General features: G+C 69.7%; 14 protein-coding genes. 1 reads left to right on the forward strand and 13 read right to left on the reverse strand.

Going from position 1 to position 14,117, the window contains the following annotated elements:
* Positions 1–2: 2 nt before the first annotated feature.
* The 5 genes from E3O57_RS17395 to E3O57_RS17415 all read right to left on the reverse strand — a co-directional run bounded on the left by E3O57_RS17395 (position 3) and on the right by E3O57_RS17415 (position 5,069).
* On the reverse strand, positions 3–620 hold the full coding sequence (locus E3O57_RS17395; RefSeq protein ID WP_133159722.1) for a hypothetical protein: 618 nt from the start codon (positions 618–620) through the stop codon (positions 3–5).
* A 111-nt stretch (positions 621–731) separates the two neighbouring features.
* Positions 732–2,000 (reverse strand): ammonium transporter, encoded by a 1,269-nt coding sequence (locus E3O57_RS17400; protein ID WP_088455208.1) that lies wholly within the window; start codon positions 1,998–2,000, stop codon positions 732–734.
* A 158-nt stretch (positions 2,001–2,158) separates the two neighbouring features.
* Positions 2,159–2,956 carry an RNA methyltransferase gene (locus E3O57_RS17405; RefSeq protein ID WP_103459301.1) on the reverse strand — a complete coding sequence of 266 codons (798 nt, stop codon included), beginning with the start codon at positions 2,954–2,956 and terminating at the stop codon, positions 2,159–2,161.
* Between the two features lie 108 nt (positions 2,957–3,064).
* Positions 3,065–4,546, reverse strand: coding sequence for an NAD-dependent succinate-semialdehyde dehydrogenase (locus E3O57_RS17410; RefSeq protein WP_103478827.1), 1,482 nt, complete (start codon positions 4,544–4,546; stop codon positions 3,065–3,067).
* Between the two features lie 73 nt (positions 4,547–4,619).
* Positions 4,620–5,069, reverse strand: a complete 450-nt coding sequence (locus tag E3O57_RS17415) for a MarR family winged helix-turn-helix transcriptional regulator (RefSeq protein WP_198414929.1) — start codon at positions 5,067–5,069, stop codon at positions 4,620–4,622.
* Positions 5,070–5,174: 105 nt separating this feature from the next.
* Here E3O57_RS17415 and E3O57_RS17420 point away from each other — a divergent pair, with 105 nt between their 5' ends.
* A complete protein-coding gene (locus E3O57_RS17420; protein WP_103478826.1) occupies positions 5,175–6,404 on the forward strand; it encodes an amidohydrolase family protein in 1,230 nt (409 codons plus the stop codon).
* Positions 6,405–6,421: 17 nt separating this feature from the next.
* Here E3O57_RS17420 and E3O57_RS17425 read toward each other — a convergent pair whose 3' ends face one another.
* From E3O57_RS17425 to E3O57_RS17460, 8 genes are all read right to left on the reverse strand, one after another.
* Positions 6,422–6,898: a hypothetical protein gene (locus E3O57_RS17425; RefSeq protein ID WP_103478825.1), complete on the reverse strand. Its 477-nt coding sequence runs from the start codon at positions 6,896–6,898 to the stop codon at positions 6,422–6,424.
* A gap of 74 nt (positions 6,899–6,972) precedes the next feature.
* Positions 6,973–7,839 carry an anti-sigma factor domain-containing protein gene (locus tag E3O57_RS17430; RefSeq protein WP_103478824.1) on the reverse strand — a complete coding sequence of 289 codons (867 nt, stop codon included), beginning with the start codon at positions 7,837–7,839 and terminating at the stop codon, positions 6,973–6,975.
* Complete coding sequence (locus tag E3O57_RS17435; protein ID WP_240632366.1) at positions 7,826–8,401, reverse strand: RNA polymerase sigma factor; 576 nt, start codon at positions 8,399–8,401, stop codon at positions 7,826–7,828. The genes E3O57_RS17430 and E3O57_RS17435 overlap by 14 nt, the downstream gene beginning before the upstream one ends.
* Before the next feature lie 153 nt (positions 8,402–8,554).
* The gene (locus tag E3O57_RS17440) at positions 8,555–9,382 is read right to left on the reverse strand and encodes a class F sortase (protein WP_103478823.1); all 828 of its coding nucleotides are present in this window, start codon (positions 9,380–9,382) and stop codon (positions 8,555–8,557) included.
* 28 nt (positions 9,383–9,410) lie between these two features.
* A complete protein-coding gene (locus E3O57_RS17445; protein ID WP_103459295.1) occupies positions 9,411–10,241 on the reverse strand; it encodes a DUF4397 domain-containing protein in 831 nt (276 codons plus the stop codon).
* A 210-nt stretch (positions 10,242–10,451) separates the two neighbouring features.
* Positions 10,452–11,048, reverse strand: coding sequence for an isochorismatase family protein (locus E3O57_RS17450; RefSeq protein WP_103430386.1), 597 nt, complete (start codon positions 11,046–11,048; stop codon positions 10,452–10,454).
* A gap of 28 nt (positions 11,049–11,076) precedes the next feature.
* A complete protein-coding gene (locus tag E3O57_RS17455) occupies positions 11,077–12,510 on the reverse strand; it encodes a D-alanyl-D-alanine carboxypeptidase/D-alanyl-D-alanine-endopeptidase (protein ID WP_279327049.1) in 1,434 nt (477 codons plus the stop codon).
* Between the two features lie 566 nt (positions 12,511–13,076).
* Positions 13,077–14,063 (reverse strand): Gfo/Idh/MocA family protein, encoded by a 987-nt coding sequence (locus tag E3O57_RS17460; protein WP_103478821.1) that lies wholly within the window; start codon positions 14,061–14,063, stop codon positions 13,077–13,079.
* Positions 14,064–14,117 lie beyond the last annotated feature (54 nt).

Genomic DNA, 14,117 nt, shown 5'->3' on the forward strand with positions numbered 1-14,117 from the left:
GCCTATGGGTCCTGGTGAGATCCCGGCCGATGCACGGTGAGCACGTGCGCAGACGCGCCCTGCGGACGATGGCTCCGGGTCGCATCCAGCAGCAGCGCCGACCCGGGCGCGGCCTCGGCCCCGTTCACCCGCACGGTGCCGCGCAACGCGAGCAGCAGCTGTGCCCCGGCAGGCAGTTCGGCCTGGGGCGTTAGCGTGCGGATGCTGAACTCCGGCGGTTCGGCGGCGCCGGCGAAGGTCAGGACGACGAGGGAACTCGCCCCTGGCGGCCTGAGTTTGGGCCGTTCGAAACACACCGTGGCGGAGCGCACCGGCATGACGTGCGCGCGGCGCAGGACCCGGTTCGATTCGCTATTGCGCACCGCAACCTGCGGGCCGGCGAGGCCGACCACATAGTGGTGGGTGCCAACGGGTCCGACCAGCAGGCCGGTGGAGTCTTTAATCTCGACCACGCGGAGCTGCCAGCGCAGCGTCAGGTCGTGGTCAACATCGGCCCAGATCTCGCGGGCGCTGCCCCTCCCCTGGTCCAGGGGCTGGCGGGGCAGGTCGGCGAACCGGATGACGCGGGGCGGAGACTGGTCCGCCTCCACGCCGTCATCCTCTTCTGCCGGGATGCTCATCGGTCGTCGCGGTCGGGCCGGGGCGGCCCGCCGGGTGCCGACACAAAGATGTGCTGGATGGTTCGCATTTCAACCATCCAGCACATCTCGGTGTTACGAAGGACCGGCTACTCAGGCCTTGCTGTCGACGAGGACGTAGCCCTCTTCACCGTGCATCACGGAGTCGATGCCGGCGATCTCGTCTTCGTTCTTCACGCGGAAGCCGATCGTCTTCTCGATCGCGAAGGCGATGCCGAAGGCGAGGACGAACGAGTAGGCGAGAACGGAGAAGGCCGCGATGGCCTGGACGAGCAGCTGGGTGCCGTCGCCGCCCAGGAACAGGCCGGTGCCGTTGGCGAAGAAGCCGAGGTAGAGCGTGCCGATCAGGCCGCCGACGAGGTGGATGCCCACGACGTCGAGCGAGTCATCGAAGCCCAGCTTGAACTTGAGGTCCACAGCGATGGCGCAAACCGCACCGGCGAGGACACCGAGCACAATGGCCCAGATCGGCTGCAGCGAGGCACAGGCCGGGGTGATTGCGACGAGTCCGGCGACGGCGCCGGATGCGGCACCGACCGACGTGGGCTTGCCGTCGCGGATCTTTTCGACCACGAGCCAGGCGAGCAGGGCGGCAGAGGGTGCAGCGATGGTGTTGACGAACGCGAGGGCCGCGGTTCCGTCGGCGGCCAGCTCGGAACCGGCGTTGAAACCGAACCACCCGAACCAGAGCAGACCGGCGCCGAGGAGCACGAAGGGCGGGTTGTGCGGAACGTGCACGCCCTTCTGGAAGCCGACCCGCTTGCCGAGCACCAGGGCGAGGGCGAGGGCTGCGGCACCGGCGTTGATGTGCACCGCGGTACCACCGGCGAAGTCGATCGCGCCGAGGCCGAAGACCGACTGCAGGCCGTGGGTGATCCAGCCGCCGTAGGAGAAGCTGCCGTCCTCGGCCAGGCCGAAGTTGAAGACCCAGCTGGCGACCGGGAAGTAGACGACCGTCGCCCAGATCGCGGCGAAGATCATCCAGGAGCCGAACTTGGCGCGGTCGGCGATGGCGCCGGAGATCAGCGCGACCGTGATGATGGCGAAGGTGGCCTGGAACGCGACGAAGGCCAGCGGCGGGTACATCGCGCCCTCGGGGGTTTCCAGCGCGGCGGTCAGGCCGATGTTGGACCAGTCGATCGCCCACGGCGCGACGGTGCCTTCGGATGCCGGGAACGCGATCGCGTAGCCGTAGATGACCCAGAGCACGCCGATCAGCCCGAGGGCGCCGAAGCTCATCATCATCATGCTGATGACGCTCTTGGCCTTGACCAGCCCCCCGTAGAAGAACGCGAGTCCTGGGGTCATGAGCAGGACGAACGCTGCGGAAATCAGCAAGAAAGCTGTATTGCCTTGATCCATTGGAAAAACCTCTCTGCACGGACGCAGCGGCTCGCGTCGGGTAAGACATACCCTGACAGGGCTGTGTTACACCCTCGGCAAAGCTCTGTTTCGAACACGTTGCAGAGAGCGCCCCTGTGTAAACAACAGATGACGTGAGGCTCAGAGGTCGGCGAGAGTCAGCTGGAAAGTGCCCACATCGCGACGGCGCTGGCCGCCGCCACGTTAAGGGAGTCGATGCCGTGTTTCATCGGGATCTGCACCACGGCGTCCGCCGCGGCGAGCGCCTCGTCGGTGAGCCCCTCCCCCTCCGCGCCGAGCAGCAACGCCAGCCGGGCGTGCTGGTCGCCGTGGAAGTCGCGCAGGCTCACCGCATCCGGGGTGAGCGCCAGGGCGGCGACGTGGAAGCCGTGCTCGGTGAGCAGCCGCCGGGTGCTGGGCCAGTCACCCACCCGGGTCCACGGCACCTGCAGCACGGTGCCCATCGACACCCGGATGGCCCGACGGTAGAACGGATCGGAGCAGCGCGGGGTGACCAGGATCGCGTCGGCGCCGATCGCGCCGGCGGAGCGGAAGATGGCGCCGACGTTGGTGGGGTCGGTGACGTTCTCCAGAATCAGGATGCGCCGGGCATCCGACAGCAGCGCCGCCGGGTCCGGCAGCGCGGGCCGGTGCATCGCGGCGATCAGGCCACGGTGCAGCACGTAACCGGTGAGCTCCGTGAGCAGCTCCCCCGCGCCCACGAACACCGGCACGTCGTCGCCGACGAGAGCCCGGGCCTCGTCGAGGGTGTTCGCCAGGGTGAGCACCGACCGCGGCCGGTGCCCCGCCCGCAGCGCCCGCTCGAGCACCAGCGCGGACTCGGCGATGTACAGGCCGTGCTCGGTGCCGCGCGCCTTCTTGAGCGCCACATCCGTGGACTGGGTGTAGTCGGCCAACCGTGGGTCGCTCAGCTCATGAATCTCGATTATCGGCACCCCAAAAGCCTACCGACGCCCACCCCGCCCAAAACCGTGCGCGAAAGCGGTCACCTGGTTGCGTCAGCCCGCTGAGGTGACCGTGTGACCGCTTTCGCGAGATCTTGTCTAGTCGTAGTCGGCGAAGGGGTCGGGGGTAAGGGTGTATTTGGTGGAGAGGTACTCGTGGATGCCCTCTGAACCGCCCTCCCGGCCGAGGCCGGACTGCTTGACCCCGCCGAACGGGGCGGCCGCGTTGGAGACCACGCCCATGTTCAGCCCCATCATGCCTGTCTGCAACCGTTCGATCATGCGCTGCCCGCGGGCGAGATCCTGGGTGTACACGTAGCTGACCAGCCCGAATTCGGTGTCGTTGGCGATGCGCACGGCATCGTCTTCGTCGTCGAAGGGCACGATCGAGAGCACCGGCCCGAAGATCTCTTCGCGCAGGATGGCGCTGCCCGGCTTCACCCCGCTGATCACGGTGGGCTCGTAGAAGGTGCCGGCCCGGTCCAGGGCGCGACCGCCGGTGAGTAGGGTCGCGCCGCGGCCGAGGGCGTCCTGCACGAGGGTGTCGGCCTTGTCCACGGCATCCGCGTTGATCAGCGGGCCGATCTTGACGCCGGTCTCGGTGCCGCGGCCCACGGTGAAGTCGGTGACGGCCTCGGTGACCCGGCGGGCGAACTCCTCGGCGACGGATGCCTGCACGATGAACCGGTTGGCGGCGGTGCAGGCCTGGCCCACGTTGCGGAACTTCGCGGCCAGGGCGCCCTCGACGGCGCGGTCCATGTCGGCGTCCTCGAAGACCAGGAACGGGGCGTTTCCGCCGAGCTCCATCGAGGTGCGCAGCACGTTCTGCGCGGATTGCTGGATGAGCTTCTGGCCGACGCCGGTGGAGCCGGTGAAGCTGAGCTTCCGCAACCTGGGGTCGGCGATGATGGGCGCGGACACGGCCGCCGACGTAGAGGTGGTGAGCACGTTCACCACGCCGGCGGGCAGGCCCACCTCCTCGAACAGCTTGACCAGGTACAGCGTGGTGAGCGGGGTGAGCTCGGCGGGCTTGATCACGACGGTGCAGCCGGCCGCGAGCGCTGGCGCGATCTTGCGGGTCGCCATGGCCAGCGGGAAGTTCCACGGGGTGATCAGGAAACTCGGTCCGACCGGGTGCTGCGACACGATCATGCGCCCGGTGCCCTCGGGGTTGGTGCCGTAGCGGCCGGTGATGCGCACGGCTTCCTCGCTGAACCAGCGCAGGAACTCGCCGCCGTAGCCGACCTCTCCGTAGGCCTCGGCGAGGGGCTTGCCCATCTCCAAGGTCATCAGCAGCGCGAACTCGTGCTTGCGTTCCTGCAGCAGTTCGAAGCTGCGGCGCAGCACCTCGCCGCGCACCCGCGGCGGGGTGGCGGCCCAGGCCTCCTGGGCTTCGACGGCGGCGTCGAGGGCGGCCAGACCGTCGGCGACGCCGGCGTCGGCGATGGTCTTGATCACCTTGCCCGTGGACGGATCGTGCACGGAAAGGGTGTTCCCGTCGGCGGCGGGCACCCACTGCCCGTTGATGAACAGCTCGTTGGGGACGTGCTGGAGTAGTTCTGCTTCGGTTACGTGCGCCACAAATGCCTCCTGTGAAGTCGTCGACCTCAATCTACTCGGGTGCCCCGGCCGGACCCCGAATCGGCGGCGATTGTCAGGCGTGCCGACCGCTGTCGTCGGCGTACCGGGTCAGGAGCCGCGCGAACTCGAGACGATCGGCGTCGGTCCAGGCCGAGGTGATCTGTTCGAAGGTCTCGCGTTGCAGGCGGCTGAAACGATCGCGGAGCTCGACACCTGCCGGCGCCAGTCTCAGCACGGTCCGGCGCCCGTCGGCAGCGGATGCGGCGCGCTGGAGGTAGCCGGAATCAATGCAGTCGGTGACCATGCGGCTCGCGACCGACGGATCCACGTTCAGCTGGTCAGCGACGGCACCGACAGTCATCTCCCCGTCTGCTTCGTCGACCACGTTGATGATGAGGTTGCGGGTGAGGTCGCGCTTGGTCATACCGTGGTCGGTCAGCGCTTGATTCGTGCGGCGGCGCAGGCGCGAGAACGCGGCACCGACGTCATCGAGGAGAGCGTCTGGGGTTTTGTTCGGATCCACACCCCGAGTCTAGCCTTACATGCGTGTTTGCATATCCATGCTGATATGCACATACTTGTGAGTGCGCATCCATTTCAGCTGCCGCAGAACATCAAAGGAGACCTCGTGTCCGTCACCGCCATCATCCATGCACGTGTTTTCGACGGTGAGAACACCACCGAGAATCAGACCGTCATCATCGACGGCTCCACAATCGTCGGCGTCGGCGGGCCCGTCCCGGCCGGGGCACGGATCGTCGATGCGACGGGCGCGACCCTGCTCCCCGGCCTGATCGACGCTCACGTGCACACCTCGCCGGACTCGCTCAGGCTCGCCCTGGCCTTCGGCGTGACCACCGAGCTGGAGATGCAGGGCACGTCGACCAGGTTCAATCGCGCGCACATCTCCGCCGACGACACGCTGGCGGATGTGCGCTCGGCCGGCTTCGGGATCACTCCCCCCGGTGGCCACCCCAGCGAGCTCTTCCCCAAGGGCGACCGCCCCACCGACGACGACGACCCGGAGCCGGCCGACGGAGCCCCGGCCTTCGTGATGCCGTTCTCCACGACGCCGGCCGAGGCCGTCGCGTTCATCCCCCAACTGCTGGCCGGCGGGTCGGACTACATCAAGTTCATGGTCGACGACGGCAGCGTCGAGGGCCACCCCGGATTGCCCATGCTGGATCAGGCCACCCTCGACGCCGGTGTCGCGGAAGCACATCGCCTGGGCGCGCTCACCGTTGCGCATGCGCTCACCGTCGACGCCACCCGGATGGCCATCGACGCCGGCATTGACGGGCTGGCGCACCTGTTCATGGACCGCCCGCATACCCCGGAGATCATCGATGCCATCGCCGAATCGGGTGCTTTCGTGGTCGCCTGTGTGGTCCTGAACGCATCCATGATGGGCATCAGCGGGGCAGAATTCGCTGCGGACCCCCGGGTGCACTCGAAACTGAGCCCCGAATGGCTCACCACCATCCAGGCCAGCTTCGACCGCTACCCGCAGGGCCGGCTCGGTGACGTGCTCGCGTCGGTGAAGGCCCTGCACGAGGCCGGTGTCGACCTGATCGTGGGAACCGACGCATCCGTTGCCGTGCCGTTCCTGGGCGGACTCGCCCACGGAGCCAGCGTGCACCACGAACTCCAGCTCCTCGTGCAGGCCGGGCTGACCCCCGCCCAAGCCCTCACCGCGGCGACATCGACCCCCGCCCGACGCTTCGGGCTCAGCGACCGCGGCCGGATTGCCGAGGGTCTGCGGGCCGACCTGTTGCTCGTCGACGGGGACCCGACGACGAACATCGCCGACACGCTCTCCATCCGTTCGGTGTGGCGGAACGGAACAGCCGCCGTCTGATCACGGCGGCGGGCGCGTCACCCCAGGGGCCCGGCGGCGACGCGACGGTCGGCGGGCAGGATGCCTAGGCACAGCAGGAGGGCGATCAGCTGCAACGTACCCGACACGAAATAGAGCGTGTGCAGGAATGAATACACCGGCAGCAGTGCGACCTCCACGTAGATCCAGATGATCATGCCGAAGCCGGCGACCCCGGCCGCGCCGGTGTACCAGGGCTGCCGCCCGTGCTGCCCCAGCACGGCGAGCGCCTGCGTGCCGCCGATGACCACCAGCAGGACGAACCCGGGGATCACGTAGGAGTCGAACGGGGTGCCGACGAGCCAGCTCATCGGCATCCCCATCCCGTTGCCCACGATCAGGCCGAGCCCGCCGCCCAGCGCCGACAACAGGTTGAACCAGCCCACGACCAGCAGCGCCAGCCACCACAGGCGACGTGGTCGGGACAGGTCGGCGCCGGGCACGGCGGGTCGAACGGATGCGGGATGGGACGCCATATCGCCATCCTGATCCCCCGGCGTGCGGGTCACAATCCCCCGCCCGGGTGGCGCGACATCAGTCGCGGCGCGGGCTACAGGCCGGTCAGGGTGCCGCGCACTATCGAGTCGCCCGAGTGGGCCGGGTTGCCGTCGGCGGGTTCGGCCGAGACGTCCACCACCGGGAACTCGGCCAGGTCGAGGTCCGCCGGGAGGCTGAACCGGCCGGTCGCGCCGTCGAGCAGCCCCACACTGACCAGCCCGGTGGCGTCGGCGGTGAGCAGCCACACCTCGCGCAGCCCCTCGTTGCCGGCGTCGTCGGCCAGGTCCACCACGACCTCGCGGCGCCCGTCAGCGGACTCCTCCACCGAGGCACTACCGCTGGCCGTCCAGCCGGGCAGCGCGTCCAGTTGTGCCTGGGCGAGTACGGTCTCCGCGGCCGGTTCGCGGGTCGACTGCCACCAGACCCCGCCCACGATGCCGCCGACGATGCCGACCGCGCAGGCCGCCGCGGCCACGGGCAGCCAGACGCGACGGCGCCGGTGCTGGTCCAGCTGAACAACGGGCGCCGGCTCTCCTGCCGGTCCGGCGCCGGGGCGCTCTGTTCCGCTCGCGGCGCCCGCGGCAGGTCCGACACCAGGGGTCGTGTGCTTTGTCAGGTCGCCGCCGGCCAGGTCGTCGCCGGCCAGACCGGCCGCCGCGAGGTCGACCTCCGCCAGCCGCGGCGGCGCAGCCACCGCGTCGGAGAAGCCGAGGGCCGAGTGGATGCGGCCCCAGACGGCATCCGCGGGTTCGACCAGCTCGACGCTTCCGGCGCTTCGGCCGATCAACACGGTGCGGCGCAGCGCATCCAGCTCGCCGACGCAGCCCGGGCAGGCGGCCAGGTGCTCGCGTTCGGCGGGAGTGAGGTCGAGCTCGGCGAGCGCGACGAGGGCGAGCGTGTCGCGGTCAAGATGCGTCATCGTTCGCCTCCAATCGAGTGCGCAAGCGGGTAAGGCTGCGGCGGATATGACTTTTTACGGTGCCGAGCGGCAATCCGAGGCTATCGGCGATCTGCACGTGGGTGAGGTCCTCGTAGAACGCGAGTCGCATCACGCGTTGCGGCACCGGTTCGAGGCGGTTGAGCTCCTCGCCGATCAGCAGCCGCTCGGCCACGTCGGCGGACTCATCCACCGTGTACAGGTCGGCCTCGTCAACAAGGGACTGTTCGAGGCGCCGCCGCCGGGCACGGGCGTCGTGCGCGTCGGCGATGGTATGCCGGGCGATGCCCACGATCCAGGCGGGCAACGCCGCCCGGCCCTCGTCGAACCCGTGCCGGCCGCGCCACGCGGCGATGAACACCTTCTGCGTCACGTCTTCGGCCTCACCGGTGTCGCCGAGCGAGCGCACCGCCAGGGTGTACACCAGCGACGACCAGCGCGCGTAGGCCTCGGCGAGGGCGTGTTCGTCGCCCGCGCGAAACCCCGCGATCAGGTGGGCCTGGTCACGATCATCGTCGGTGCTGTTCGCAAAGGGGGTGCTCACGTCAACGTGCTGCCTCCGGGATCGGTACCGTGTGGTGCGGGTGTCCATCTCAGCACTCACGACCCGATCGAACCGGCCCGCGAGTGCGACCAGCATAACCACCCCCGGCCTCTGTACGCACACCCCGTTCGGGCGGCAGGGTCCGACTCACGTTCATGGCGCCGGCACCGCCGTCACGATCACGTTGGACAGGTACCGTCGGGCGTCGTAGTCGAACTCGCCGCCGCAGGTCACCAGGGTGAGCCGCGGCTGACCGGACCTGTCGAACACGCTCGCCCACGGTACCGCCGGCTTTTCCACGCTGTCGACGGATGCCACCGTGTACCGGTGCGCGCCGCCGTCGGCGGTCTCCAGCACGATCTCGGTGCCCGCCGGGGCGTCGGCCAGCAGGGCGAACGGGCCGATGTCGTAGACGAGGGAATCCACGTGCGCGGCGACGACGGTGGCGCCGGCCGGGCTGGCGGGGCCGGCGCCGTACCGGTACCAGGCGGCGACGGCGGGGTTCGCCGGCAGGGCCATGGCCGCGTCATCGGCCAGGCCAACGGCCTCGATCGGCATGTCGATGCCCAACGCGGGCACCCGCACCCGTACCGGGGCGCTGACCGGGCCGGCCAGCCCGGCCAGGTCCGCGGACCGGCGCGGCACATCCGGTACCGCCGGCGGCGGAATCGGAATCGGAGCCGGCGACGGCACCCGGGCCGGAGCCGAGACTGACGGTTCCTGCCCGGTGCGGCCGGCCCAGGGCAGTCCTCCCGGGAGCCCGGCGGAGGCGGGACCGCCCAGACCGGTGAACCCACCGGTCGCCGGGCGTCCCGCCCCATCGCCCGTTACGGCAAATCCACCGGCGGCAGGATCAGTGCCGCCGGTCCCGGAGGCCGGGGCAGCGCATCCGCTGAGCAGGCCCACCATCAGCCCACCGGCCAGGACCGGACCGACCACGGCGCGGGTCACAGTGGGCCACCCGAACAGGCTCGCCACCATGACCCGCACCTTCCTTGTCAACGGCCCGTTACTGCCGCGCCTCGGCGCGCCGGGTGCCGTAGACCGCCGCCGCGCTGATCATCAGCACCAGGGCGATGGCCGCTCCGCCGAACCACAGGCCGGAGCTGTTCCCGGGCTGGTTAGTTGCCACCAGGCCCGCGCTGCCGGCGGGGACGCCGTCGGGGTTGGAGTGCAGCCCGTCGATGGTCTGCACCGCGAGGGCCAGGTTGCTGTCGGTCAGGCTGCCCCAGGCGTACACGATGGTGTTGGTGCCCTCGGCCACGTTCACGTCGGCCGGGCCGATCACCGGGTCGGTGGTTCCGGTCGCGGCCACGGAGGCCGACACCGTGCCGGCCGGCAGGGTCAGCATGGACTCATCGGGGTTGCTCAGGTTGGTGATCACCGCGGTGCCGCCGGCGAGCACGTCCACGGCGGGGGCCGCGGCGACGTGACGCACCGTGAGTCGGCCTTCGCCGGCGCCGACGGTGCTGATGTCGTTGGTGAACAGGGTCGCGGTGGGCGCCCCGGCCGCGTCGAGGTGCGCGGCGGCGGTGTAGTTCTTGCCCGCCTCCAACGGCAGGTCGACCGGACCGATGGCCGGCGAACTCGCGTCCGCGGCATCCGATGCCGTGATCGCCACGGTGTAGGTGCCCGCGGGCAGCTCGAGCGGGCCGGCGATGTCGCCGGGTTCGAAGTTATCCAGGGTGAGGGCGTCGTTCACGTACACGTCGACGGTGAGGCCGGGTACCCCGTGCAGCACGGAGAGCTGGGCGACGTCGGTTGCGGCGTTCGCCGGGGCGATCCCCGCCAGGGCGACAAGGGCGCCGGCTGCGATGCCGACGGTGATGGTCTTGCGCATGGTTTCCTCCAGTCAGTGGAACGAGAGCGGGAACCTGTCGGTTTCCCGTTACCCGTTACTTCCGGAGGACCCCCTCATTCGGATGCACCCTGCCGAGAAAATTTCTCAAGCAGTGGGCCTCGCATCCAGTTGCAGCAAAGTGCCCCTTCGACGCTCGGGAAGGGGCACGGTCCGGCACGGCGCCGGCGGATGCGGATGCGGTCGCGCGTGTCAGGCCTGCTCGACGACCTCCGAGGTGGCCAGCACCGCACCGGCGTGCGCGAGTTCGGCCAGGGCCTGTTCGCTGGACTCCGGCGCCACTCCGGCGATGAGGTCGGTGAACACCCGCACCTGCTGGCCGTGCTCGAGGGCATCGAGTCCCGAGGCGCGCACGCAGAAGTCGGTGGCCAGGCCGACCAGGTCCACATGTGTCACGCCGGCGGCGATGAGCAGCTCGCCGAACTTCTCGCCCGACCCGTCGACGCCCTCGAAGATCGAATAGCCCGGCTGACCCTGCCCCTTGAGGATGTGCACGGTCGACTCCGGCAGCGTCAGCGCCGCGTGGTACTCCGCGCCGGTGGTGTCGGCGACACAGTGCGCCGGCCAGGTGTCCACGAAGTCGGGTTCGGCATCCACCGCGAAGTGGCCGTTGTTGCCGCCCTCGGCGTCGTGCCAGTCGCGGGAGGCGAAGATGTGCCCGTAGGTGTTCGGATGCGCCGCCAGCAGGGCGCTGATCGCCCCGGCCACGGCGGCCCCGCCGTCAACCGCGAGGGCGCCGCCCTCGGTGAAGTCGTTCTGAACGTCGATGATGATCAGTGCGCGGGTCACGGATGCACTCCTGTCGGTTGAAGGTCAGTTAGGTATTCGAGAGGTTGTTTCCGCAGCGGAAAAACCCTGTCGTGATGGTATCGATCGCCTGCTTCGCATTATCACCCACATCACCCAGCGCGTATACGGCGAAGGTGAGGGTGCTGCCGTCGCCGGCGTTGATGATGCCGGCGAGGGTGTAGCCGGTGTCGATCCAGCCGGTCTTGGCGAACACGGCGCCATCGGCATCCGCGTTGTCGCCGCTGAACCGGTCGCTGTAGGAGAGCGAGCCTGAGCTGCCGCCGACGACGGGCAGACCGTCGAAGATCACGCCGAGGCTGCCCTCGCGGGCGTTGATCTTCTGCAACAGCTTGGTGAGGTAGCCGGGTGGCACAGCGTTGTTGTCACTGAGCCCGGAGCCGTCACTGATGCGGATGCCGGTGGTGTCGATGCCGTACTCGGCCAGTCCCGCGAGCACGGCGGGCTGGATGGCGCCGAAGGTGTTGCCGGTGCCGCTCTCCACGGCCACCAGGCGGGCGAGCATCTCGGCGAGCGCGTTGTCGGAGACGATCAGGGACTGCTGGATCAGGCTGGACACCGGTTGGGACTGCACGGCGGCGAGCTGGCTGGCCCCGGCCGGGGCGGTGCCGACGCTGAGTGCGGGGTCGCCGCCGAGCTCGTCGGCGAACGCGGCGCCGGCCCGCGCCACCGGTTCGTCGCTGCGGGCGGAGGTGCTGTTGTACGGGTTGTCCCGGTCGCCGTCCACCTGCAGGGCCGTGATCTCGGGCATATACCCCTGGGTCTGTTCCTTGCGGTCCCAGCTGGGCTCCCAGGCCGGGTCGCCGAAGTAGCTGGAGTCCAGCAGCACGGAGGTGATCGCGGTGCCGCCCATCGCCGCCCGGGTCTGTTCGGCGAGATCGTCGAGGTGCGCGGCGCCGGCGTAGAAGGACTCGTCGCCGCTGGGGGTGCTCGAGAGGGTGAGGTCGCCGCCGCCGACGAGCACCACCTGGCCGGGTTCGCTGCCGGCGACCACGGTGGTGGTGGCGCGGTAGTCCGGGCCGAGCACGCTCAGCGCGGCAGCGGAGGTGAGCACCTTGAGCACGCTGGCCGCACGGGATGCGGTGCTGCCGCCCCGGTCGAAGAGGATCTCGCCGGTCTCGGCGTTGACCACCTGGGCCTGGAACTCGCCCAGCCGCTCGTCCTCGGCAAGGCCGGCCACCGAGCAGGTGCGCAGCGGGGCGGTGACGGTGGCGAGGGTCGGGGCGGGCCTGGTCGGGGCGGGGGTGGGGCTGGGCGTGGGCGTGGGCGCGGGCGCGGCGGATGCGTCGGGTGCGGCCACGGCGACCGGCTTGGCGTTGCCGCTGGCCGTGCCCGCCCACACGGCGCCCCCGCCGAGCAGCACGAGGGCCACGGCCGCGGCGACGATCAGGCGCAGGGGTGTGCGCGTGGTCTGCTCAGGCACGGACGGTTCGGGAGTATCCACCAACGAAGGTTACCGAGCCGGGGTGGGAGCCCGGCAAGAGCGCCGGGTTCAGGCTGGCGAATCCGCGCTGGCTGGTTGAGGCTTCGCGGCGCGGGTTCGTGGTCGCGGCACGGGTTCGTGGTCGCGGCACGGGTTCGTGGTCGCGGCACGGGTTCGTGGTCGCGGCACGGGTTCGTGGTCGCGGCGCGGGTTGCTGATCACGGCGCGGGTTGCTGCGCGCGGTTGGGTGCGCGCCCGTGGAAAAGACAAGTGCGCCAGGACAGCAGCGCGAACCATCCGACCGCACGTTACCTCCGTAGGTCTACGCCCCGCCTCGCGGCAAGCGTTAGTGCTCGCGGCACGGGTTACTCCTCGCGGCACGCGCAACTCCTCGCGGCACGCGTTACTCCTCGCGGCACGCGTTACTCCTCGCGGCACGCGTTAGTCCCGGCGGCACGCGTTATTCCCGGCGGCGCGCGCTATTCCCGGCGGCACGGGTTCTAAGGTGTGCCGCCGAGAACAAGACGTGCCACGAGGAAGAAGGTGTGCCGCGACAGCACAGGGCAGATCGGTTACGCGCCCCAGACTTAGTCGCCGAGGTAGACCAGGCCGATCTGGGCGCGGATCGCGTCGAGGGTCTCCATGATCTGTACGGATTCACTCGTGGTCAACAGGTCGCTGGCGATCAGGCCCGCCGCCACAAGCCGTTCGGCTTCGGCGGCCTGGAAGTGCATGCCCCGGCCGGTGATGGCGGGCGTCTCGTACGCCTCGACGACCTCGTTGGCGCTGTTGTACACGCGGAACGAAGTGGCCGAGTACCAGACCTCGTCGATGTCGATGCGACCCTCGGTGCCGAGGATGCTGGCGGTGTTGGGCCCCTTGGTGTCGCTCGCGGAGAGCAGCGACGCGATCTGGCCGCCCGGGTAGTGGAAGATCGTGGCGATCTGGGCATCCACCCCGGTGGCCTTGAAGGTGGCCGAGGCGAGGATGGTCTCGGGCGGGCCGAACAGCGCCGACGCGAACGACACCGGGTAGATGCCGAGGTCGAGCAGCGCGCCGCCGCCCAGTGCCAACGAGTTGATGCGGTGGGCGGGGTCGTCGGGCAGGTCCTGGGTGTGGTCGGCGATCAGGGAGCGCACGTCGCCGAGGCTGCCGGCGGCGAGAATCTCGCGGATGCGCACCATGTGCGGCAGGAAGCGGGTCCACATGGCCTCGAGCACGAGCAGGTTCTTGCTCTCGGCCAGGGCCACCACGGCGCGCGCCTCGGCAGCGTTGAGGGTGATCGGCTTCTCGATCAGGACGTGCTTGCCGGCCTCCAGCGCCAGGGTGGCGTTGGCCGCGTGGAACGGGTGCGGGGTCGACACGTAGATGATGTCGACCTCGGGGTCGGCCACGAGTGCCTCGTAGCTGGGGTGCGCGGTGGAGATGCCGAATTCGGCGGCGAAGGCATCCGCTGATGCCTGGCTGCGGGAGCCGACGGCCTGCACGGTGAAGCCGTTCTTCACGAGGTCCCCGGCGAATTGGTGGGCGATTCCGCCCGTGGCCAGGATTCCCCAGCGGAGTGCATCAGTCATGCTGCGAGCCTAGCGAACCCACTCGGCCGCACACCAGAACGGCATGTTATTGTG

The organism is Cryobacterium sp. TMN-39-2 (assembly GCF_004402745.1).
Lineage (GTDB): Bacteria > Actinomycetota > Actinomycetes > Actinomycetales > Microbacteriaceae > Cryobacterium > Cryobacterium zongtaii.